This is a genomic window from Geodermatophilus ruber (genome assembly GCF_900114385.1).
Classification (GTDB): domain Bacteria; phylum Actinomycetota; class Actinomycetes; order Mycobacteriales; family Geodermatophilaceae; genus Geodermatophilus; species Geodermatophilus ruber.
Genome location: NZ_FOSW01000011.1, coordinates 135,028 through 155,869 on the forward strand (window position 1 = coordinate 135,028; position 20,842 = coordinate 155,869).

Below are 20,842 nucleotides of genomic sequence, written 5' to 3' on the forward strand. Positions count from 1 at the left end.
GAGGAGCGGCGGCATGCGGATCACGGACACGAGCGACCTCTGGTGGAAGACCGCGGTCGTCTACTGCCTGGACGTCGAGACCTACCTGGACTGGAACGGCGACGGCTGCGGTGACTTCGAGGGCCTCGCCCAGCGGATCGACCACCTCGCCGACCTCGGCGTCACCTGCCTGTGGCTGATGCCCTTCTACCCGACCGCCGAGCGGGACGACGGCTACGACATCACCGACTTCTACGGCGTCGACCCGCGGCTGGGCACGCACGGGGACCTGGTGGAGGTCATCCGGACCGCCCGGGACCGCGGCATGCGGGTGATCGCAGACCTCGTGGTCAACCACACCTCCGTCCAGCACCCGTGGTTCCAGCGGGCACGGCAGAGCCGGGAGGACCCCTTCCACGACTTCTACGTCTGGCGGGACGACGAGCCGCCGGACACCTCCGACCAGGTGGTCTTCCCCGACCAGGAGGACGGCATCTGGACGTTCAACGAGCCGACCGGGGAGTGGTACCTGCACCGCTTCTACAAGGAGCAACCGGACCTGAACGTGACCGACCCGCGCGTCCGCGACGAGATCGCCAAGATCATCGGGTTCTGGCTGCAGCTGGGCCTGTCCGGCTTCCGGGTCGACGCCGTCCCGTTCTTCCTCGAGGTGCAACCGGAGGACGCCGAGCACTTCCCCGAGCCGCACGAGTACCTGCGCGCGCTGCGCTCGTTCCTCGGCCGCCGCACCGGCGACGGCATCCTGCTCGGCGAGGTCAACCTGCCGCACGAGCAGCAGGTCCAGTTCTTCGGTGACGAGGACGGCGACGAGCTCACCATGCTCTTCGACTTCATCGGCATGCAGGCGCTCTACCTCTCCCTCGCCCGCACCGACGCCGGCCCGCTCAGCGACGCGCTCACCGGCCGGCCCGCGATCTCGCCGGACAGCCAGTGGGCCACCTTCGTCCGCAACCACGACGAGCTCACCCTCGACAAGCTCGGCGACGCCGAGCGCGCCGAGGTCTTCGCCGCCTTCGGCCCCGAGGAGCGGATGCAGGTCTACGGCCGCGGGCTGCGCCGCCGCCTGCCCCCGATGCTCGACGGCGACCCGCGGCGCGTCCGGATGGTCTACAGCCTGCTGTTCTCGCTGCCGGGCACGCCGGTGCTGTTCTACGGCGAGGAGATCGGCATGGGCGAGGACCTCGACGCCGAGGGCCGGCTCGCCGTCCGGACGCCGATGCAGTGGACCGCAGGCCCCAACGGCGGCTTCTCCACCGCCGACCCCGCCCGGCTGCCCGGCCCGGTGGTGGACGGTGGGTTCGCGCCCGAGTTCGTCAACGTCGCCGACCAGCGGCGCGACCCGGACTCGCTGCTGTCGTTCATGAAGCTGCTCGTCCGCCGCTACCGCGAGTCCCCGGAGCTGGGCTGGGGCACGTTCACCGTCCTCGAGCAGCCGCACGCCGAGGTGCTGGCCCACCTGTGCAGCTGGGCCGACGGCGCGCTGGTCGCCGTCCACAACCTCGGCCCCGAGCCGCGCAAGGTGCCGCTGGCCCTGGCCGGTTGCGGGCCCGAGCACCGGCTGGTCGACCTGCTGCAGCCCGGCGAGGTGGCGCTGGGGGAGGACGGCGGCGCCGAGATCGCCCTCGACGGCTACGGCTACCGGTGGCTCAGGGTGGTCGCCCCCGACAGCCGCCGGCTGGTCTGAGCCAGCAGCGGCGCGGCGTCCCGCTCGTCGAGCCCGACCGAGGCGCCGCGGACGGCGAGCGCGGCGACGAACCCCGGCGGCGGGTGCAGGTCGTACAGCGACGTCGGCTCCGACCGGCCGGTCCAGCGCTCCACCCGCGGTGGCCGCATCGGCGGGGAGACGACGATCTGGTTCAGCCGGACCGCCAGGCCCTCACCGGTCGCCTTGACCAGTGCCTCCTTGCGCGTCCAGTAGGTGCTGAAGGCGTAGGCGCGGCCGCCGCGCGCGGGCCAGCGGGCCAGGTCGGCCCGCTCCTCGGGCGCCAGCGCGTGGTGGGCGATGCAGTCCAGCTCCTCCGGGTCGTACTGCGCGAGCTCCTCCACGTCGATGCCGACGGGACTGCCGCGCACGACCGCGACGGCGACGCAGCCGGCCGAGTGGGCGACCGAGAACTGCAGGTCCGGGGCCTCCGGCAGCCAGGGTTTGCCGTGCTGCTCGCCGCACCGCGGGCAGCTGCGGTCGATCCACAGCTGCTCCGGGCGGGTGCCGGCGTGCGCGGCGAGGATCAACCGGGCGACGGCGGCCGCGACCGTCGACTGCCGCCGGTCGGTGCCCCCCCGGAGCCGGGACCGCCGCCGCCGGTCGGCGGGGGCGAGCAGGTCGTCGTGCTCGGGCCGGGCCTGCCCGGCGCGTGCCCACCACACCTGGCACACGCCCGCCGGCAGCAGGGGGATCGCCGTGTCCACGGGCAGCGTGCCCGCGACGGCGGTCACCGGAGCCATCCCGGGTCGGCGGTCGCGGTGAGCCGGACCGGGTCGGCCATCGCGACCAGCATCTCGCGGGGACCCTCGTACGGGTCCCGGCCGTGCGCGGTGGCGAGGTTGTCGACCAGCATCAGGTCACCGTCCTGCCAGGACACGCGGGTGGTGTGCATCTCGTAGACCTCGTTGATCATCGCGATGACGTCCTCGTCGATCGGCTCCCCGTCGCCGAAGCGGGTGGTGAACGGCAGCCCGTCGGCGCCGTAGACGTCCACCAGGTACTCGTGGACCTCCGACGGCAGCGTCCACTCGTTGAGGAACGCCACCTGGTTGAACCAGCAGCGCCGGCCGGTGCGCGGATGGGTGATCACGGCGGGGCGGCGCTGGCGGGTGCGCAGGCCGCCGCCGGGCTGCCAGGCGGTCTCGATGCCGTTGGCCCGGCAGTAGGCCTCGATCGCGGCGCGGTCGTCGGTGCCGAACGCCTCGGCCACCGAGGCCCCGATCTCGTCGTCGTAGCTGCGCAGCAGCAGCCAGCCCTCGCGCTCGAAGCGGGCGACCACGTCCGCCGGCAGCGCCGCGAGCACGGTGGCCGCGTCGGCCAGCGTCGTCGCCCCGCCCACGGCCGGCGCACACAGGCAGGCGAAGGCCATCAGCCCCGGTACCTGGCGGGCGTAGCTGAGCTCGTGGTGCAGGCGCATGGGCTGGTTCGCCGGCCACGGCGTCGACCAGGAGAGCCGCTCACCGGCGTCCTGCCGGGGCGCGTACGCCTCGCGCTCGGTCATCAGCCCGGTGGTCAGCTCCCGCACGACGGCGGCGGTGGCGGCCGGGTCGCGCAGTTTCAGCCCGCGGAGCAGGACGGCGCCGTGCTCGGTGGCGGCGTCGCGGACGGCGTCGTGGTGGGCGGCCGCCCAGCCGGGGGCGTCCCCGTCCGGCTCGGCCCGCAGCACCGCGGGCCGGCCCGGCTGCAGGCCCAGCTCGAGGTCCGGCAGGGACATCAGCGACGAGGACGACATCGTTCTCCTCCTCAGGTGGTGGGGACGCCGGCTCGGGCGAGGAGCTCGAGCTTCCCGTCGGGCCGCCAGCGGCCGAGGTCACCGCTGCGGCAGAGCCGCTGCCCGGGGCGCTGCGGGTCGGGCGGGAACGCCGCCGCGGTGCGCGCGGGGTCGCCGACGTAGCCGCGGCCGACGCAGACCCCGGAGACGACGATCTCGCCGGGCGCGCCCAGCGGCACCGGGGCGAGGAACTCGTCGACCACGGACACCCGCACGTTGGCGATCGGGCGGCCCAGCGGCACCCGCTCGCCGTCGGGCGCCCGGTGGAGGACCTCGTGGTTGGTCTCGTCGGAGGTCTCGGTCAGCTCGTAGGCGTGGACCAGCGGCACCCCGGGCACGGTGGCGAACCAGCGCCGGGCGAGCTCCCGCTCCAGGGCCTCGCCGGTGACCGACACGCAGCGCAGGTCCGGCAGCGGGCGCGGCCGGCGTTCCAGGGCGGCCAGCACGTCCTCCAGGAAGGCGGGGGTGACCTGCAGGACGGCCACCCGGCCGGCGACGACCATGTCGAGGGACCGCTCGGCGTCGGGCACGGCCTCCCCCGCGACCAGCAGCGTCGTCCCCCCGGCGACCAGCGCGGCGAGCAGCTGCCCCAGCGAGGCGCTCAGGCCGTGCGGCGCGGTGGAGGCGACCACCTGCCCCTCGCCGATCCCCAGGTCGTCGATCGTGGCGAGGACCTGGTTGAGCAGCCCCTGGTGCTCGCACAGCGCGCCCCCGGGCTCGCCGGTGGACCGTGAGGCGAGGGACACGTGGGCCAGCTGGCCGGCCGCGACCGGGACGCCGAGGTCGGACCCCTCGTGCCGTCCGGCGCCGTCCACCGCCAGCCGCTGGAGGTCGGGCAGCTCCGCCACCGCCCGGTCGAGCGGGCCGGCGCTGCCCGCCCCGGTCACCACGAGCCGGCACCCGGCCCGGCGCAGCGTCCGGGCGATGCGGTCGGCGGGCAGGCGCGGGTCGACCGGCAGGTACACGCCACCGGCCTTGAGAACGGCCAGGACGGCGGCCAGCCGGTCCAGGTCGCGCCCGGTGACCACCGCGACCACGTCCTCCCGGCGCAGCCCGTGCGCGAGCAGGGCGCGCCCCAGCCGGTTGGCCCGGGCGTTGAGCTCGGCGTAGGTCCACCGCCGGTCCCCGTCGACGGCGGCGACCGCGTCGGGGGAGGCGGCCGCCCGCTGCTGGATCAGCTCGTGGACCCGCAGGTCGGGCAGCTCCCGGTGGCGCCCGGCGAGCTCCTCGCGCTGGAACCGGAGCTCCTCCGCCGAGAGCAGGCTCGCGCCGGCGTGCCCGCCGTCCGGGTCGGCGGCCATGCGGGCCAGCGCGGCGACGTGGTACCCGGCGAGCCGGGCGGCGCCGCCGGAGTCCAGGACGTCGGTCCGGTACCGCACCCGCAGTGCGAGCACGTCGCCGCGGTCGGTGACGCCCACCCGGACGATGACGTCCTCCACCAGGGCGCCGGCGCCGGCCGGATCGAGCACCGTCTCGTACGACGGGCCCGGCACGCCCAGCTCGCCCCGGAGGTCGTCGAGCCGGAAGCGGCCGTGGGTGCGCAGCGCCGCCTCGGCGTGCGCGGCCTCGCGCACCAGCGCCCGCCACGATCCCGCCGCGGTGGACAGCCGGCAGGGCAGGGGCCGGCCGCCGGCCGCGACGACCACCCCGGCGGTGACCTCCGGCGCGCCGGCCAGCGCGGCCAGCACGCGGGCGTGTGCGGCCAGCAGCACCGCGCGCAGCGGCACCTCCAGCTCGTCGGCGAGCCCGCGCACCGCCGCGGTGACGTCCGCGGGCACGGCCACCGCGTGCTCGGCGACGCCCAGGACCGGCTCGCGGGTCCACCGGGGCACCGTGGTGGACCCGCCGGCGAGGAGCACCTCCCGCCAGAACGCCCGCCCGTCCGCCGTCGCCGGGGGCGCCGTTCCGCCGGTGGTCGCGGTCATCGCTTCCGTCCTCTGGTCGTCGCGCGCGGCCGGCGGCCCGGACCACCGGTCGGTATCGAGCGTCCTCACTGCCCCGGGCGCGCCACCATGCGACCTTGGGGCTAGTACCAAGGACCCCGCCCGCGAGGAGGGCTTCGATCACGGCCCGGTCGATGACGGGACCGGCCCGCCGCCCGGAACTCATCGACGTGTCGACGTGGGGACGAGTCGACACGCCCCGGGCCGGGTCCCCCCGGTGCCGGTCGGCGCGCCTAGCGTGGGCAGGTGATGACCGAGGTCCCGCGCACGCCGTCCCCGTCGACCTCCGAGCTGCCCGCCGTCGGCCCGGCCGGTGGATCGCAGCCGGCTCCCGCGCCGCCCACGAGTCGGGCCCCCGGTCCGCTCCCCGCCGGCCCGCCGCCGGCGGCCGAGGGGTACCAGCCCACTGGGCCGGTAGCAGGCCGGCCGCGGGTGGGCCCGCGGCGCACGAGCCCGCTGACCCGCATGGGCCCGTGGGCGCCGGTGGCCGGTGCGCTGATCGGGCTGCTCGCCGGGGTGCTGGCGGTGCTGCTGCTCGCCGGGGTGGCCGAGGCGTTCAACGAGCGGCTGGCGCTGGTCTTCCTCACCGTCGGGCTCGGCATGCTCGGGGCGGCCGGCGCGCTGCTGGCCGACGAGGTGCGGCTGGTCCGCCGCGGCACCCGCGAGGCCGGCGTCCGCCCGCAGTGGGTGGAGGCGACGGCGAACCTGGTCAACGGCCTCACCCCGGCCCGGTTGCTGCTGCTGGCCGGCGCGTTCGTGCTGTTCCTGGCCGCCTACGTCAGCTGACGCCGGCGGCTACGTGTAGGCCTGCACCGCCAGGGTGAGCGCCAGCCCGAGCCCGGCGACGGCGATGATCCGGCGCAGCGCCGTCTGGGGAGCCCGGCGCACCAGAGGCGGGCCCAGGCGGCCGCCGAGGAACAGCCCGATCGCCAGGGGCAGCGCCGCCGACCAGGCGATGTCGGCCAGCACGACGAACGCGACGGCGGCCACGGCGTTGGCCACGCCGAGCACCACGTTCTTCAGCGCGTTGCCCCGGGGCAGCCCCTCGCCGGTGGTGAGCAGGTACATCGCCAGCATCATGACCCCCGCCGCGGCGCCGAAGTAGCCGCCGTAGACGGCGATGGCGAAGGTGCCGAGCGGCAGCCACCACGGGTCCTGGTGCGTCGGGTGCGCCCGCGCTCCCTGCTCGGCCAGCAGGCGCGGGGGCCGCTGGACCAGCAGCGCGATCGACGCCCCGGCGATCAGCCACGGCACGATGCGCTCGAAGGCGTGCGACGGCGTGAGCAGGAGCAGCGCGGCACCGGCCACGCCGCCGAGCAGCGCTCCGGCGGAGAGCCGCAGGAGCCGCCGGCCCTGCCCGTGCAGCTCCGGCCGGGAGGCGCTGACCGAGCCCACGCTGTTGAGCACCAGCGCGACGGTGTTGGTCACGTTCGCCGTGACCGGCGGGATGCCGGTGGCCAGCAGCGCGGGATAGCTGATCAGCGAGGCGAGGCCGGCGATGCTGCCGGTGAGCCCGGCGCCGATGCCGGCGAGGACGAGGAGGACGAATTCCAACGGGCTCACCCGCGGCCCCCCGCACGCGTCATGCCCGCAAGCCTGCCGTCCGGCCTGCGGGGTCGCGGGAGGGGGTGGGTCACCGCGTCAGCAGGGCGGCGACGGCGGTCAGCCCGAGGAGCACGATCGCCGTCCGCAGGGCGACGGCGGGCAGCCGCCGGCCGAACCGCGCCCCGAGGTGACCGCCGACCAGCGAGCCGGCGGCGACCAGCGCCGCCGCCCGCCAGTCGATGCGGTCGGTGGCCACCACGACGTAGGCCCCGGCGGCCACCGCGTTCACGGCGAGGGTCAGCACGTTCTTGAGGGCGTTGAGCCGCTGCAGCGACTCGTGCAGCAGGAGCCCGAAGATGCCGATCTGGAGCACGCCCTGGCTGGCGGCGAAGTAGCCGCCGTAGCTGCCGGTGGCGTAGGCGCCGGCGAAGAGGGCGGCCATCCGCCCGCGGCCGATCCGGCGCGGCGGCGCGTCGTTCCTCGCCCGGCGCCGGGCCAGCGCCCGCTGCACGGCGGGCTGGACGGCGACGAGCACGACGGCCAGGCCGATCAGCGCCGGCACGACCGCCTCGAAGGCCTCCGACGGGAGGTGCAGCAGCAGGAAGGCACCGGTCAGCGCGCCGAGCACCGAAGCGGGCAGCAGCCGCAGCAGCAGCCCGCGCTGCCCGGCCAGCTCCCGCCGGTACCCGATCGAGCCGGTCAGGTTGCCGGGCACCAGCCCGAGGGAGTTGCTGACCGTGGCGGTCACCGGCGGCAGCCCCACGGCCAGCAGCACGGGGAAGGTCACCAGCGTGCCGGAGCCGACGACGGCGTTGATGCTGCCGGCAGCCAGGCCCGCGCAGGCGACCGCCACCATCTCCCACCCGTTCATGCGTTCATCGGGTGGAGCCTGGCACGGCCGCCGTCGCCACGCGCCGGAAGCCGGTCAGCCGTCGCGTCGGCCGGCGTCCACCAGGCGCAGCACCACGGAGCCCTCCTCGTCTGAGGCGGCCAGGTCCACCTCGACGTCGAGGCCCCAGTCGTGGTCGCCGGCCGGGTCGTCGACGATCTGCCGCACCCGCCACACGCCCGGCTCGGCCTTGTCCCAGATCAGCAGCGCCGGGCCGCGGGCGTCGGCCCCCGTGTTGAGCTCCGCGTGCTCGGCGAAGTAGGCCTGCACCACCTCGCCCCAGCGGTCGGCGTTCCACCCGGAGCCGGAGTCCAGCTCGCCGAGGTCGTACCAGCGCCGGCGGGCCCACAGCTCCACCCGCCGGAACAGCGCGTTGCGCACCATCGCGGTGAACGCCCGCTCGTTGCCGGTCAGCGGCCGCGGCCGGGCCGGCACCTCGACGGGGACATCGTGCGGCTGGTCGGGCGAGGTCAGCTGCTCCCACTCGTCGAGCAGCGACGAGTCGACCTGGCGCACCAGCTCACCGAGCCACTCGACCAGGTCGGTCACCTCGTCGGTGCGGGCGACCGCGGGCACCCCCGACCGCAGCGCCTTGAACGCGTCGGACAGGTAGCGCAGCACCGCGCCCTCGGAGCGGGTCAGCCCGTAGGTGGTCACGAACTCCCGGAAGGTGAACGCCCGCTCCCACATCTCCCGGACGACGGACTTCGGCGACAGGTGCGCGTCGTTCGCCCACGGGTTGCTGCGCCGGTACACGTCGAACGCGTGCGAGAGCAGCTCCTCCAGCGGCTTCGGGTAGGAGATGTCCTCGAGCAGCTCGAGGCGCTCCTCGTACTCGATGCCCTCGGCCTTCATCTGCGCGACGGCCTCGCCCTTGGCCTTGTTCAGCTGGGCGGCGAGGATCTGCCGCGGGTCGTCGAGGGTGGCCTCCAGGACGCTCACGACGTCCAGCGCGTAGGTGTCCGACTCCGGGTCCAGCAGCTCGATCGCCGCCAGCGCGAAGGTCGACAGCGGCTGGTTGAGCGCGAAGTCCGGCGGCAGGTCGACGGTCAGCCGGTAGCGCCGGCCGTCGGCGTCGGGCTCGTCGAGCCGCTCGAGGACGCCGGCCTGCAGCAGGGACCGGGCGATGCCGACCGCCTCCCGGATGTGCCGCAGCTGACGCTTGCGCGGCTCGTGGTTCTCGGTGAGCAGCCGGCGCATCGCGACGAACGGGTCCCCGGGCCGGTCGACGACATCGAGGATCATCGCCGTCGACACCCGCATGTTGCTGGTCAGCGCCTCGGGCTCGGCGTCGACGAGGCGCTTCATCGTCGCCTCCGACCACGGCACCATGCCCTCGGGCGCCTTGCGGCGGACCAGCTTGCGGCGCTTCTTCGGGTCGTCGGCCACCTTGGCGAACTGCTTGAGGTTCTCCACCTCGTGCTCCGGCGCCTGGACGACGACGGTGCCCGCCGTGTCGAAGCCCGCGCGCCCGGCCCGGCCGGCGATCTGGTGGAACTCGCGGGCGTTGAGCAGCCGCGTGCGGGTGCCGTCGTACTTCGACAGCGCGGAGAAGACGACGGTGCGGATCGGCACGTTGATGCCGACGCCGAGGGTGTCGGTGCCGCAGATGACCTTGAGCAGCCCGGCCTGGGCCAGCTGCTCCACCAGCCGCCGGTACTTGGGCAGCATCCCGGCGTGGTGGACGCCGATGCCGTGGCGGACCAGCCGCGACAGCGTCGTCCCGAAGGCGGAGGTGAACCGGAATCCGCCGATCATCTCGGCGATCGCGGCCTTCTCCTCCTTGGTGCACACGTTGACGCTCATCAGCGCCTGCGCCCGCTCCAGCGCGGAGGCCTGGGTGAAGTGGACGACGTAGACCGGCGCCTGCCGGGTGTCCAGCAGCTCCTGGATCGTCTCGTGCATCGGCGTCGTCGCGTAGTAGTGGTGCAGTGGCACCGGGCGCTCGGCGCTCGCGACCAGCGCGGTCGGGCGGCCGGTGCGGCGGGTGAGGTCCTCCCGCAGCCAGCCGGTGTCGCCGAGGGTGGCGCTCATCAGCAGGAACTGCGCCTTCGGCAGCTCCAGCAGCGGCACCTGCCAGGCCCAGCCGCGGTCGGGGTCGCCGTAGAAGTGGAACTCGTCCATGACCACCAGGCCGATGTCGGCGTCCGCGCCCTCCCGCAGCGCGATGTTGGCCAGCACCTCGGCGGTGCAGGCGATGATCGGCGCGTCCCGGTTGACCGCGGCGTCGCCGGTGAGCATGCCGACGTTGGCCGCGCCGAAGACCGCGCAGAGCGCGAAGAACTTCTCGCTGACCAGGGCCTTGATGGGCGCGGTGTAGTAGCTGCGGCGCCCGGCCGCCAGCGCCGCGTACTGGGCGCCGGTGGCCACCAGCGACTTGCCCGAGCCGGTCGGCGTGGCCAGGACGACGTTGGCGCCGCTGACCAGCTCGATCAGCGCGTCCTCCTGCGCCGGGTAGAGGGTCGTGCCGTTCGACTCCGCCCAGGCGGCGAAGGCGGTGAACAGTTCGTCGGGGTCGGCGCCGCCCGCGCGCAGGGCGGTGAGGTCGCGGGGGTCGTCGAGGAGAGGTGCGGCGGTCATCGTGGAGAACAGCGTGCCTGACGCCGTGATCCTTCCCGGCGCCGGCGGTCGGGTTCCGTCGCCGACGGCGGGGGTAGGCGGGGTCGTACGCATCCGACCACCTGGAGGACGACGTGTCTTCGCCCCGCCCCGAGTCCCAGCCCGCGCAGCAGCAGTCGGTTCCCGGCTCGCTCGGCGAGATGACGCCCAAGCCGGACCACGGGGAGGAGACCTACCGCGGGTCGGGCAGGCTCACCGGCAAGGCCGCCGTCATCACCGGCGGCGACAGCGGCATCGGCCGCGCCGTGGCCATCGCCTTCGCCCGGGAGGGCGCCGACGTCCTGATCTCGTACCTGAACGAGCACGAGGACGCGCAGGACACCGCCAAGTACGTCGAGGAGGCCGGCCGCAGGTGCGTGCTGGTCGCCGGTGACCTGTCCGACCGGGCACACGCGCACACGATCATCCCGAAGGCCGTGGAGGAGTTCGGGAAGATCGACGTCCTGGTCAACAACGCGGCGTTCCAGATGAGCCACGACTCGATCGAGGAGGTCTCGGACGAGGAGTGGGACTACACGCTCGCGGTGAACCTGACCGCGATGTTCGTCCTGACCAAGGACGCGATCCCGCACATGCCGTCCGGCGGCTCGATCATCAACTCGTCGTCGGTGAACTCCGACATGCCCAGCCCGCAGCTGGCGCCGTACGCGATGACCAAGGCCGGGATCGCCAACTTCACCGCCAGCCTGGCGCAGATGTACGCGGACAAGGGCATCCGGGCCAACAGCGTGGCGCCGGGGCCGATCTGGACGCCCCTCATCCCGTCGACCATGCCGCCGGAGAAGGTGGAGAGCTTCGGCCAGCAGGTGCCGATGGGCCGCCCGGGGCAGCCGGCGGAGGTCGCGCCGGTGTACGTGTTCCTGGCCAGCGACGAGGCGAGCTACATCTCCGGCGCCCGGGTCGCGGTCACCGGCGGCAAGCCCATTCTCTGAAGAAGGACCCCGGTGCCCCCCACCGCTCGCAGGCTCGCGGCGGGACCCTGCACCGGGGCCGCTCCATCACGTCACCGCGGCGGCGAGGGCGGCGATGTCGGCCGGCCCCACCCGGCAGCAGCCGCCGACCAGCCGGGCACCGGCGGCCACCCAGCCGGGGACGTCGCCGGCCTCGATCCCCGGCATCCCGGTCCAGCGGCGGGCGCCGGCGTCCCACCCCTCGCCGCTGTTGGGATAGGCGACCAGCGGCTTCCCGGCGGCCGCGGCGGCGGCCAGCCCGGGCAGGACGGCGGACGGCGCGGTGCAGTTGACCCCGACGGCGAGCACCGCGTCGACGCCGCGGGCCAGCGCGAAGACGTCGGCGGCGCGCTCGCCCCGGCGGGTGCGCGCCTCGCCGTCCCGCCCCACGACCGTGGTCAGCGACAGCCACACCGGCACGCCGAGCGCCTCGGCCTCGGCGAGCAGCGCCTCCGCCTCTGCGGCCGCCGGCACCGTCTCGCAGGCCAGCACGTCGGCGCCGGCCTCGGCCAGCAGCGCCATCCGCGGCCGGTGGAAGGCACGCAGCGCCGGGACGCCGATCTCGGCCACGTACGCGCCGGTGTACTCCGAGCCGTCGCCGAGCATCGCCCCGTACGGGCCGACCGATCCCGCCACCCAGCAGCCGGGCGCGCCGCGGCGGGCCAGCTGCACCGAGCGGGCGATCAGCCGCCGGGCCTCGGCGGCGCCGATCCCGGCGGCGGCGAAGCCCTCCACCGTCGCCTGGTAGCTGGCCGTCGTCGCCACCTGCGCGCCGGCGGCGGCGAAGGCGCCGTGCGCGGCCACGATCGCGTCCGGGTCGTCGCGCAGCAGCCGTGCCGACCACAGCGCCGAGCCCAGGTCGTGCCCCTGCGCCTCCAGCTGGGTGGCCAGCCCGCCGTCGAGCACGACGGGCCCCGCCGCGAGGGCGTCGGGGAGCGCGGTCATGCCCCGATCGTGCCCGCCGCGTCACCGACGCCGGGCGCCGGCGCGCGGCCTGGAAACCGGGCGCCGCGCCGGAGGCCGGCGGGGGCGCCAGACTGGGGGCATGCCTGCCGGTGACGACGCCTCCGGGGACCTCCCGGTCACCGGCTCCCTCGTCGTGCCTGCCGGGGCGCTGGGCTGGCGGTTCTCCCGCTCCTCCGGGCCGGGCGGGCAGGGGGTGAACACCGCCGACTCGCGGGTGGAGCTCTCGGTGACCCCGCTCGAGCTGCCCGGGCTCACCGACGCCCAGCGGCAACGGCTGGCGCAGCGCCTGGCCGGCCGGCTGGTCGACGGCGTCCTCACCATCGCGGCCAGCGAGCACCGCCAGCAGCTGCGCAACCGGCAGGCCGCCCGTGAGCGGCTGGCCGCGGTGCTGCGGGCTGCGCTGGCCCCGCCGTCCCCGGCCCGCCGGCGCACCAAGCCGACCAGGGGCTCGCAGGAGCGGCGCATCCAGGCCAAGAAGCAGCGCGGCGAGCTCAAGCGCTCCCGCCGCCACTGGGACTGAGCCCGGTCCGCGAGCTGGGCCGGGTCGTCCGGCCTTCTGCGGGTCTGAGCTGCACTTTCCCCGTTCGTCCATCTTGCGGGGATCCGGGACGTGGACATAGCATCGAACATGTGTTCGATGACGTCGCGGCTGCCGAGTGGTTCGCCGGCGCCCGGACCGCGTCATCGGAGCGGCGACGGCGGGCGGCCGAGCCGTCGACGGAGTGGCCCGCGTTCGCGCCGCCGGTGGAGCTCGCGCCCGGCCCGCTGGGCCGGGCGCAGGCCGCGGCGCGGGAGACGGCACGCCAGTTCGCGGTGCAGGCGCGTGCGGTGGCCGAGTTCGCCGCCACCCGACCGGCGGCCGGCGACCGGGCCCAGGGCGAGCCGGGGGCGATGAGCGCCGCACGGTGGGCGGGGCGGGCCGAGGTGCTGCGGCCGGTGAGCGAGTGGGCCGCGCAGGAGCTGATGATCGCCTGCTCGCTGAGCCTGCAGTCCGCCGAGGCGCTGGTCGAGCGGTCGTTGACGCTGGTGCAGAGACTGCCCGGCACCCTGGCCGCGCTCGAGGCCGGCGCGCTGCACCCCGGGCACGTGTTCCCGCTGCTGGAGATCGTCGCACCCATCGGAAGCGACCGGGTGCGCGGCGAGGTGGAGGCCGAAGTGCTGCGCTGGGCCGCCGGCCGGGTGATCTCGCCCGCGCAGTTGGCGGACAAGGCCCGCCGGGAGGCGACCGCCCGCGACGCCCGCGCCACCGCCCGCCGGCTCGCCGAGGCGATCAAGCGGCGCGGGGTGTCCCTGCGTCCCGAGCGCACGCCCGGGATGGCCACGGTCACCGCGGTGCTCACCGTGCCGGAGGCGCGGGCGCTGTACCGGGCCCTGGCCGCCATGGCCGACGCCCTCGACGATCCGGCTGATCCGCGCGGCCGCGGGCAGAAGATGGCCGACTGCCTGCTGGATCTGGTTCTTCGCCCGGGTGAGTCCGGTCTCGTGCCGGTGCAGGTGCTGCTCACCGTGGTCGCATCCGTGCAGACGCTGCTCGGCGGCGACCAGCCCGGCGAGATCGATGGGCAGACCGTGCCCGCGGAGATGGTCCGGCAGCTGATCCGCGCCGTGGCGGAGCGTGGCGTGTCCGCGCCGCTGGCCGTCCGGCCGGACCCGGCCCGGCCCACCCAGCGCACTCCGGTCGAGCCGCTGCCCCCTGCCTCGCCCGCCGAGGACCCGGTGTGGCAGGAGATCGAGCAGCGTGAGCTGACCGCCTGGTGGGCCGAGACCGAGCGCCGGGTCCTCGCCGGCGAACTCATCGACGCGCTCGAGCCGATACCGGACGAGGTGCTCGCCGCGTGGGCCGCCGAGGCTGGGGAAGAGGCGGTCCGGGCGGACCTGGCGCTCGACGAACCGGCCGACGCCGTACCGGGTGATGATCCTCCTGCCGGTGATCCCGCGGACCGTGATCCGTGGGACGCCCATCCAGCGAACGGGGATCCACCGGGTCCTGGGTGGTGGGCTGCGGCCGACCGCGCCCTCGACGACGCGAGCCAGGCGCTCCTCCGGGCGCAGCGTGCGCTGGCACACGCCTCCCGGACGGTGCGCACCGCCGAATGCGCCGACGCCGCGGACGAGGCCGCCTGGCGGGCCGGTCCGGCCGGCCGGGTCACCGCCGCGACCAGCGCCCTCGCCGCGCTGCACGCCGCTGCCGAGAGCGACCGCCGGTGGCTGGCCGAGCTGCTGGGAGCCACCGCCGGTGGCGGGCTGGCCGACCGGCCGCGGATCGCGGTCGTCGACGAGCTGACGGGCGCTCTGGTCGCGCTGACCGACAGCCGCGCACTGCGCCGCCTCGCGCACTGCGGCCGGCCCGCCTGCCGCCGCCGACCCGAACGCTGCGCCCACGACCTCACCGGCCGCCCCGGCCTGGGCCCGCCGCCGCCCACCGACGGCCACGACCCGGAGACCGGCCTCGACCGGTTCGTCCGCGCCCGCGACCGCCGCTGCCGCTTCCCCGGCTGCCGCCGGCCCGTGCGGGAGCTCGACCACCACACCCCCTGGCCCGTCGGTGCGACCAGCGCGGCCAACCTGACCGGTTTCTGCACCGGCGACCACCGCGGCAAGCACCAGGCACCGGGCTGGGCCTACACCCTCACCCCCGACGGCACCCTCACCGTGACCACCCCCACCGGCCTGGTCGCCACCACCGAGCCCCCGCCCTTCTGAGCCGCCGGCGTCGGGCCGGGTCCGGGGCCGAGGAGGCGGGTCAGGCCTGCCGGGGCCGGCGCACCAGCAGCCACAGCGGCAGCTCCTCGTCGGCGGTGTGCATCGCCCGGTCGACCTCGAAGCCGAACCGGCGCAGGAAGCGGACGTTCGCCCACGTGTAGACGGCGGTGGCGGCGACCGTGCCCTCGGCGTCGCAGCGGTCGAGCACGGGCGCCAGCAGCGCCGAGGCCATGCCCTGCCGGCGGCTGCTCGGCCGGGTGCCCAGGTGAGCCAGCCACCAGTGCGGCTGCGCCGGGCGGGCGGCGTCGACCAGTTCGCGGGTGCGCGCCACCCGGGAGGCGTGCGGCCCGGACAGGTAGGGCAGCTCCCGGTCCAGCGCGGCCCGGACGTCGTCCGGCAGCGGGGCGGTGCCCGGTGCACCGGCCGGGGGCTGCCAGGTGGCGACGGCGGTGACGTCCTCGGTGACCCACGCGCTGCCGGTCGACACGCCCCGGTGCCCGGCGTCCAGTTCGTGCAGGCGGGTCAGCCGCTGCATCCGCCCGTCCTCGGGCAGCGCCCAGCGGACCCAGCGGGAGTCGGCCAGCGCGACGGTCAGCGTCGCGGCGATCCGGGGGACGTCGCGCTGCTCGGCCGGCCGGACCGAGGGCGTGCCGAGGTGGACGGTCGTCCCGGGTTCACTCACCCCGCCATCCCACCACCCGGGCGGGGGCGCCCCGGCGGCCGGGCACCGCAACCCGGCCGCCGGGACCGGGGGTCACGCCAGGGCGTCCTTGACCGCCTTCGCCAGGTCGGTCATCAGCGACTCGTACCCCTCGCTGCAGGCCGCGCTGAGCCAGAAGATGCCGTGGATCTGCCCCTCGTAGCGCCGGACGGTGGTCGGGACGCCGGCCTGCTCGAGCAGCTTGCCGTACTTCTCGCCGTCGTCCCGCAGCGGGTCGTACTCGGCGGTGGCGATGAACGCCGGCGGCAGCCCGGAGTGGTCGGAGGCCAGCGCGGGGGAGGCGTAGGGCTCCTTCTGGTGCGCCTCGTCGGGGATGTAGTGCTCCCGGAACCAGCGCATCGAGTCCGCCGTCAGCAGGTAGCCCTGGGCGTTGTCGCGGTAGGAGTCGGTGTCGAAGCTGCTGACATCGGTGGCCGGGTAGATGAGCGCCTGGAAGGCGATCACCGGGCCGCCCCGGTCGCGGGCCATCAGGGCCACCACCGCGGCCAGGTTGCCACCCGCGCTGTCCCCGCTGACCACCAGGCCGGCTGGTTCGGTGCCCAGCTCCGCCTGGTGCGCGGCCACCCAGCTGGTGACCGCGTAGCAGTCCTCGGCCGCCGCCGGGTAGGCCGACTCGGGGGCCAGCCGGTACTGCGTGGAGACGACGACACAGCCGGTGGCCTCGGCCAGCGCGCGGCAGGGCCCGTCGACGATCTCGATGTTGCCGATGACCCACCCGCCGCCGTGGAAGTACACGAGCACGCCCCGCGGCGAGCCGTGCGGGGTGTAGATGCGGACCGGCAGCGCCCCCGCGGGGCCGGGCACCGTCCGGTCGCGGACCGATGCCACCTGGGGCAGCGGGCCCTGCAGGTCCTTGAACGTGCTCGCGACGTCGCGGGCCTGGGACACCGAGAGCTCGGCGAAGTCCGGGGCGGCCTGCGCCTCCATGGCGGCGAGCAGTCCGGCGGTCTGCGGGTGCAGTGGCATGGGTTCCTCCCACGGTGAGCGGACCCCGCCGGGCCGGCGGGGGGCGGCACAGAGGCCCGTAACCTAGATCACACCCACGTCTCACCGACAGGTACCGCCGCACAGCCGGGTCCCCGCAGCGGGGACGGTCAGGCGGGCGGCGTCCCGAGCTCGGTGAGGGCCGCGGTGACGTCCTCGTCCCGCACGAAACCCAGCGCCAGCAGCCGGTGCACCAGCACGCCGCGGCGGGTCAGCCGCAGGTCCGCCGGGCGCAGCCGGGGCTGCGCCGCACCGCCCGGCCGGGGCGAGGCCGGCGGCGGGTCCAGCAGGCCGGCCCGCTGCAGGTCGGTGACGTCCTCCCGGGCGCCCCACGCCGTCCATCCGCGCGGGTCGTCGGCCAGCGGGGTCATCGGCAGGGGCAGCCGGTCGCGCCGGCCCACACCGGCCAGCAGGGTCAGCTGCCGCCAGGACAGCCCGGCCGCGAGCCGCAGCGCCCGGTCGACCAGCGCGGCGTCGAGGTCGGGGGAGGCGGCCACCTCGGCGAGCAGGTAGCCCAGGTGCCGCACCCGCCGCTCGTCGTGCGAGCCGCGCGCGGCGGCGACCACGGCCTCGGTCACCTCGTCGGCCGCCGACCGGCCGCCAGCACGCGGGGTGAAGAAGTCGTCGTCCCGGACCGGGCGCCCGCTGCGGGACAGCGAGACGGCGTGCTCGACGGCGAAGGCGAGGACGGCGCCCGCGCGGACGCGCTCGCGGGTGGCCGGCAGCGCGGCGGCCTCGTCGGCGGCGGAGCGCTGGGCGTGGGCCAGCCGCTCGTCCAGCCCCACCGCCGGAGCCGGGGCCGAGCCGCCGGGGAACACCACCGAGGCCGCGGCCCGGCTCATCGACCCGGCGACCGCCGCGCCCGCCTCGAGCAGCGCACGGCCGGGAGCCGGCAAGTCCTCGGTCGCAGTCACGCCGACGATCTTCGCCGCTCCGGCGGGCGCCGTGCACGCCGATGGCCTGCCCCTCACCACACCGGGGCAGCGACGGTCAGACCGTCAGCCGGTAGCCGCGCTCGACGACGGTCTCCACCAGCGGGGCGCCCAGCGCCGCCCGCAGCCGGGTCACCGCCGTGTCCACCGCGTGCTCGTCGCCGCCGGGCAGCACCCGCCCCAGGGCGGGGCGGGAGAGCACGGTGCCCGGGCGGGCGGTCAGCGCGCGCAGCACCGCCATGGGCCCGGGCGGCAGTTCGACCAGCCGGCCGTCGACGACGGCGGCGTGCCCGCGCACCTGGACGGCGTGCCCGCCCACCTGCAGCACCGGGTCGCGCTCGGGCAGCCGGGCGACCACCTCGCGGGCCAGCGCGCCCAGCCGCGACCGCTCCGGCTGCACCGACGGGATGCCGGCCGCGGTGAGCGGGCCGGCGGTCACCGGGCCGACCGCGACGGGCAGGACGCCGTCGGTCAGCGCGGCCACGAACTCCGCGCGCCGGCCCAGCTCGTCGGCGACCGACAGGAGTCCGGCCGCGGCCGGGGCGCTGGTGAAGGTCACCGCGTCCACCTCGCGGGCGATCACCGTGTCCACCAGCCGGCGCACCGGGGCGACGTCCTCGGGCAGCACCCACCGGTACACCGGCACCGTCAGCACCTCCGCGCCGGTGGCGCGCAGCGCCTCGACGAACTCCGTCAGCGGGTCCCCGTGCAGCTGGACGGCGATCCGCCGCCCGGCCAGCGGGCCCTCGGCGCCGGCCAGCAGGTGCTCGAGCACCTCGGCGGAGGACTCCGACGCCGGCGACCAGGCGTCCACCAGCCCGCCGCCGCGGATCGCGCCCCGCGCCTTGGGCCCCCGGGCCAGCAGCCGGGCGGTGCGCAGGTGGTCGACCAGCGGCAGGTCCCAGGTCTCGGCGGCCTCCAGCCACCCGCGGAAGCCGACGCCGGTCGTGGCGACGGCGAGATCGACCGGGCGCTCCAGCACCGCGCGGGTGGCGGCGACCAGCTCGGCGTCGTCGGCCAGCGGCACGATCCGGATCGCCGGCGCGTACACGACCCGGGCGCCGCGCCGCTCGAGCAGCGCACCGAGCTCCTCCCGCCGGCGGGCCGCGGTGACCGCGACGGTGTATCCGGCCAGCGGCAGGACGTCGGGCTGGGGGGCGGGCTGGCTGTCCGTCACGTCCCCATGGTGCTGCGTCCGCGTCGCGGGCGTGCGACGACCCCTGCTCCCGGCGACCGCGCTCAGCGGACCGCGGCGGTCCACCTGGGCACGGCGCCGCCGCTGCTGATCACCAGGCCCCGGGCGGCCAGGAGCCGCAGGTGCGCGTCGGTCTCGGTGACGGCGAAGATCCGCATCCGCCGCTCGTACTGCTCCCAGGGGCGCGACCAGGTGAGCAGGCCGGCCAGCTGCCACGGCGTGCTGTGCGGCTGCGCCCGGACGGCGGCCAGCAGCTCGGCCAGCCGCCGCTCGTGGTGCTCGCGCAGCTGCGCGGTGCGCGCGGCCAGCCCACGGAAGCGCCACTCGTGCGCCGGCAGCACCTCGGGAACGTCCCGCTCGCCCACGGCCGCCAGCGAGTCGAGGTAGCGGCCCAGCGGATCGGGGGTCCCGTCGTGGGTCGTGGAGATGTTGGGGCTGATCCGCGGCAGGACGTGGTCGCCGGAGAGGAACAGCCCGGTGCGCTCCTCGGCGAAGCACAGGTGGCCGGGGGTGTGGCCCGGCGTGTGCACCGCCCGCAGCGTCCAGCCGGGCAGGTCGGCGACGTCGCCGTCCTCCAGCAGCCGGTCGGGCAGGGCCATGTGGGAGTAGGGGGCGAACTGCGCGGCCGGCCCGACGTCGGCGGCGGCCTCGTCGGGCTCGGCGCCGAGGGAGACCAGGAACGCGACCTCGGCGCGCACCGAGGCGGCCGGGTCCCGGTGCACGGGCGAGCCGACGATCGCCGCGTCGGCCGGGTGCATCGCCACCCATGCGCCGGAGGCCTGCCGGACCCGCTCGGCCAGGCCCAGGTGGTCGAAGTGCAGGTGGGTGATCAGCACCCCGCGCACGTCCTCGACTGCCCCGCCGATGGCGGTCAGCCCCGCCCGCAGCGCCGTCCAGCTCTCCTCGCTCTCCCAGCCGGTGTCCACTAGGCCGAGGCCGCCGCCGTCCAGGGCGAACGCGTAGCTGGTCACGTACCGCAGCGGGCCGTGGGGGATGGGCACGGGGATCGACCACAGGTCCGGGCGCAGCTGCTCCACGGGCGGGAGCACCCGCGCCTGCCAGGCCTCGTGCTGGGCGGTTCCGGTGATCTCCACGTCTCGCACTCTGCCAGCCGCGCTCTGCCGGCCGCACCGCGCCGGGAGCCTGGGACCATGGGGGGCGTGCCGCCCTCCGCGCCGCCCGCCGCCGTCTCCGCCGTCCCCCGCCGCTGGCGGATGTTCTGCGCCGCGCTGGCCGTCGTCGTCGCGGCCGTGCTGGCCTACGTGGGCCTGACGCTGCAGCGGGACACCGGGGGCGTGGTCACCTACACGACGGCCGATCAGGTCGCCGTCGTCGGGCTCGGGCTGGTCCTCGGGGCAGGCCTGCTGGCGCTGGGCCGCCCCCGGGTGGATGCCGACGCCTCGGGTCTGCGCGCCCGCAACGTGTTCGGGACGCGGCGGGTGCCCTGGACGGCGGTGCAGGCGATCCGCTTCGACAAGCGGTTCAAGTGGGCCACCGTGCTGCTGACCAACGACGACGAGTTCGCGCTGCTGGCCGTGCAGGCGGCCGACGGGGAGCGGGCGGCCGAGGCCGTCGAGGGCCTGCGGGCCCTGCTGGCCGCCGGACGCGCCGAGCCGTCGGCGACCCGGGAATGACGTGCACCTGCCCGGCGCTGTACCATCGACGCGCCTCCCCGCTACACCGAGGCGCGCGAACCATCCAGTGGCCCTGCCCGGGCCGCTGACCAAGAGGAGCCCGCTCCCACCTGGCGCCGACGCAGGCACCCAGGTCTCCGGATCGCGGAGTCCGGCCACCGGCCGGTTTCCGCGCCGCGCACGAGCCCACCCGGGCCCGTGCGACCCCGGCGAGTGGGCCCCGTGAGCAGCCGTTCACGGGGCCTTCGTTCTCTCCGGCGTCCGGTCGGGCCAGCGACTCCTCCC

The 20,842-nt window shown here is 76.1% G+C and carries 18 protein-coding genes; 6 read left to right on the top strand and 12 right to left on the bottom strand.

Features of this window, described 5'->3' with window-relative positions; translation table 11 throughout:
* Positions 1-13: 13 nt before the first annotated feature.
* Positions 14-1,684 carry an alpha-amylase family protein gene (locus BMZ50_RS17230; RefSeq protein ID WP_091327100.1) on the top strand — a complete coding sequence of 557 codons (1,671 nt, stop codon included), beginning with the start codon at positions 14-16 and terminating at the stop codon, positions 1,682-1,684.
* On the opposite strand, the gene BMZ50_RS17235 is transcribed toward BMZ50_RS17230, so the two are convergent.
* The 3 genes from BMZ50_RS17235 to BMZ50_RS17245 are packed head-to-tail and all read right to left on the bottom strand — an operon-like array spanning position 1,636 to position 5,401.
* Positions 1,636-2,436, bottom strand: coding sequence for a 4'-phosphopantetheinyl transferase family protein (locus tag BMZ50_RS17235; RefSeq protein WP_143087207.1), 801 nt, complete (start codon positions 2,434-2,436; stop codon positions 1,636-1,638). The genes BMZ50_RS17230 and BMZ50_RS17235 overlap by 49 nt on opposite strands.
* Positions 2,433-3,437, bottom strand: coding sequence for a TauD/TfdA family dioxygenase (locus tag BMZ50_RS17240; protein WP_091327105.1), 1,005 nt, complete (start codon positions 3,435-3,437; stop codon positions 2,433-2,435). The genes BMZ50_RS17235 and BMZ50_RS17240 overlap by 4 nt, the downstream gene beginning before the upstream one ends.
* An 11-nt stretch (positions 3,438-3,448) precedes the next feature.
* The gene (locus tag BMZ50_RS17245) at positions 3,449-5,401 is read right to left on the bottom strand and encodes an AMP-binding protein (protein WP_091327107.1); all 1,953 of its coding nucleotides are present in this window, start codon (positions 5,399-5,401) and stop codon (positions 3,449-3,451) included.
* Between the two features lie 267 nt (positions 5,402-5,668).
* Here BMZ50_RS17245 and BMZ50_RS17250 point away from each other — a divergent pair, with 267 nt between their 5' ends.
* Positions 5,669-6,205: a hypothetical protein gene (locus tag BMZ50_RS17250; protein WP_177212851.1), complete on the top strand. Its 537-nt coding sequence runs from the start codon at positions 5,669-5,671 to the stop codon at positions 6,203-6,205.
* 9 nt (positions 6,206-6,214) lie between these two features.
* Here the strand turns inward: BMZ50_RS17250 and BMZ50_RS17255 are convergent, their stop codons facing one another.
* The 3 genes from BMZ50_RS17255 to BMZ50_RS17265 form a co-directional block, all read right to left on the bottom strand.
* Entirely contained in the window at positions 6,215-6,982 is a 768-nt protein-coding gene (locus BMZ50_RS17255; protein WP_091327110.1) for a sulfite exporter TauE/SafE family protein, read from the bottom strand.
* 70 nt (positions 6,983-7,052) lie between these two features.
* Complete coding sequence (locus BMZ50_RS17260; RefSeq protein ID WP_091327114.1) at positions 7,053-7,835, bottom strand: sulfite exporter TauE/SafE family protein; 783 nt, start codon at positions 7,833-7,835, stop codon at positions 7,053-7,055.
* Positions 7,836-7,889: 54 nt separating this feature from the next.
* The gene (locus BMZ50_RS17265; RefSeq protein WP_091327117.1) at positions 7,890-10,433 is read right to left on the bottom strand and encodes a DEAD/DEAH box helicase; all 2,544 of its coding nucleotides are present in this window, start codon (positions 10,431-10,433) and stop codon (positions 7,890-7,892) included.
* A gap of 113 nt (positions 10,434-10,546) precedes the next feature.
* Here BMZ50_RS17265 and BMZ50_RS17270 point away from each other — a divergent pair, with 113 nt between their 5' ends.
* Complete coding sequence (locus tag BMZ50_RS17270) at positions 10,547-11,404, top strand: glucose 1-dehydrogenase (RefSeq protein ID WP_091327120.1); 858 nt, start codon at positions 10,547-10,549, stop codon at positions 11,402-11,404.
* Between the two features lie 66 nt (positions 11,405-11,470).
* Here the strand turns inward: BMZ50_RS17270 and mmuM are convergent, their stop codons facing one another.
* Complete coding sequence (gene mmuM, locus BMZ50_RS17275; RefSeq protein ID WP_091327123.1) at positions 11,471-12,367, bottom strand: homocysteine S-methyltransferase; 897 nt, start codon at positions 12,365-12,367, stop codon at positions 11,471-11,473.
* Positions 12,368-12,467: 100 nt separating this feature from the next.
* On the opposite strand from mmuM, the gene arfB reads away from it, so the two are divergent.
* Both arfB and BMZ50_RS17285 read left to right on the top strand, forming a co-directional pair.
* Positions 12,468-12,908, top strand: a complete 441-nt coding sequence (arfB, locus tag BMZ50_RS17280; RefSeq protein ID WP_091327127.1) for an alternative ribosome rescue aminoacyl-tRNA hydrolase ArfB — start codon at positions 12,468-12,470, stop codon at positions 12,906-12,908.
* Between the two features lie 110 nt (positions 12,909-13,018).
* Complete coding sequence (locus BMZ50_RS17285; protein WP_245753698.1) at positions 13,019-15,091, top strand: HNH endonuclease signature motif containing protein; 2,073 nt, start codon at positions 13,019-13,021, stop codon at positions 15,089-15,091.
* A 40-nt stretch (positions 15,092-15,131) separates the two neighbouring features.
* Here BMZ50_RS17285 and BMZ50_RS17290 read toward each other — a convergent pair whose 3' ends face one another.
* From BMZ50_RS17290 to BMZ50_RS17310, 5 genes are all read right to left on the bottom strand, one after another.
* On the bottom strand, positions 15,132-15,773 hold the full coding sequence (locus tag BMZ50_RS17290; RefSeq protein ID WP_091327131.1) for a GNAT family N-acetyltransferase: 642 nt from the start codon (positions 15,771-15,773) through the stop codon (positions 15,132-15,134).
* Between the two features lie 72 nt (positions 15,774-15,845).
* A complete protein-coding gene (locus BMZ50_RS17295) occupies positions 15,846-16,778 on the bottom strand; it encodes an alpha/beta hydrolase (protein WP_091327133.1) in 933 nt (310 codons plus the stop codon).
* Between the two features lie 128 nt (positions 16,779-16,906).
* Positions 16,907-17,710 (bottom strand): hypothetical protein, encoded by an 804-nt coding sequence (locus tag BMZ50_RS17300; RefSeq protein ID WP_091327137.1) that lies wholly within the window; start codon positions 17,708-17,710, stop codon positions 16,907-16,909.
* Positions 17,711-17,786: 76 nt separating this feature from the next.
* Positions 17,787-18,905, bottom strand: a complete 1,119-nt coding sequence (locus BMZ50_RS17305; RefSeq protein ID WP_091327141.1) for a uroporphyrinogen-III synthase — start codon at positions 18,903-18,905, stop codon at positions 17,787-17,789.
* A 62-nt stretch (positions 18,906-18,967) separates the two neighbouring features.
* The gene (locus BMZ50_RS17310) at positions 18,968-20,017 is read right to left on the bottom strand and encodes an MBL fold metallo-hydrolase (RefSeq protein WP_218146317.1); all 1,050 of its coding nucleotides are present in this window, start codon (positions 20,015-20,017) and stop codon (positions 18,968-18,970) included.
* A gap of 57 nt (positions 20,018-20,074) precedes the next feature.
* Here BMZ50_RS17310 and BMZ50_RS17315 point away from each other — a divergent pair, with 57 nt between their 5' ends.
* Positions 20,075-20,557, top strand: coding sequence for a PH domain-containing protein (locus BMZ50_RS17315; RefSeq protein WP_091327146.1), 483 nt, complete (start codon positions 20,075-20,077; stop codon positions 20,555-20,557).
* Positions 20,558-20,842 lie beyond the last annotated feature (285 nt).

Excerpts from the sequence above, each read along its gene's own strand:
- BMZ50_RS17315 (WP_091327146.1), top strand. The coding sequence starts at position 20,075 with ATGGGGGGCGTGCCGCCCTCCGCGCCGCCCGCCGCCGTCTCCGCCGTC.
- BMZ50_RS17240 (WP_091327105.1), bottom strand. The coding sequence starts at position 3,437 with ATGTCGTCCTCGTCGCTGATGTCCCTGCCGGACCTCGAGCTGGGCCTG.
- arfB (WP_091327127.1), top strand. The coding sequence starts at position 12,468 with ATGCCTGCCGGTGACGACGCCTCCGGGGACCTCCCGGTCACCGGCTCC.
- BMZ50_RS17265 (WP_091327117.1), bottom strand. The coding sequence starts at position 10,433 with ATGACCGCCGCACCTCTCCTCGACGACCCCCGCGACCTCACCGCCCTG.
- mmuM (WP_091327123.1), bottom strand. The coding sequence starts at position 12,367 with ATGACCGCGCTCCCCGACGCCCTCGCGGCGGGGCCCGTCGTGCTCGAC.
- BMZ50_RS17245 (WP_091327107.1), bottom strand. The coding sequence starts at position 5,401 with ATGACCGCGACCACCGGCGGAACGGCGCCCCCGGCGACGGCGGACGGG.
- BMZ50_RS17295 (WP_091327133.1), bottom strand. The coding sequence starts at position 16,778 with ATGCCACTGCACCCGCAGACCGCCGGACTGCTCGCCGCCATGGAGGCG.
- BMZ50_RS17260 (WP_091327114.1), bottom strand. The coding sequence starts at position 7,835 with ATGAACGGGTGGGAGATGGTGGCGGTCGCCTGCGCGGGCCTGGCTGCC.
- BMZ50_RS17250 (WP_177212851.1), top strand. The coding sequence starts at position 5,669 with ATGACCGAGGTCCCGCGCACGCCGTCCCCGTCGACCTCCGAGCTGCCC.
- BMZ50_RS17230 (WP_091327100.1), top strand. The coding sequence starts at position 14 with ATGCGGATCACGGACACGAGCGACCTCTGGTGGAAGACCGCGGTCGTC.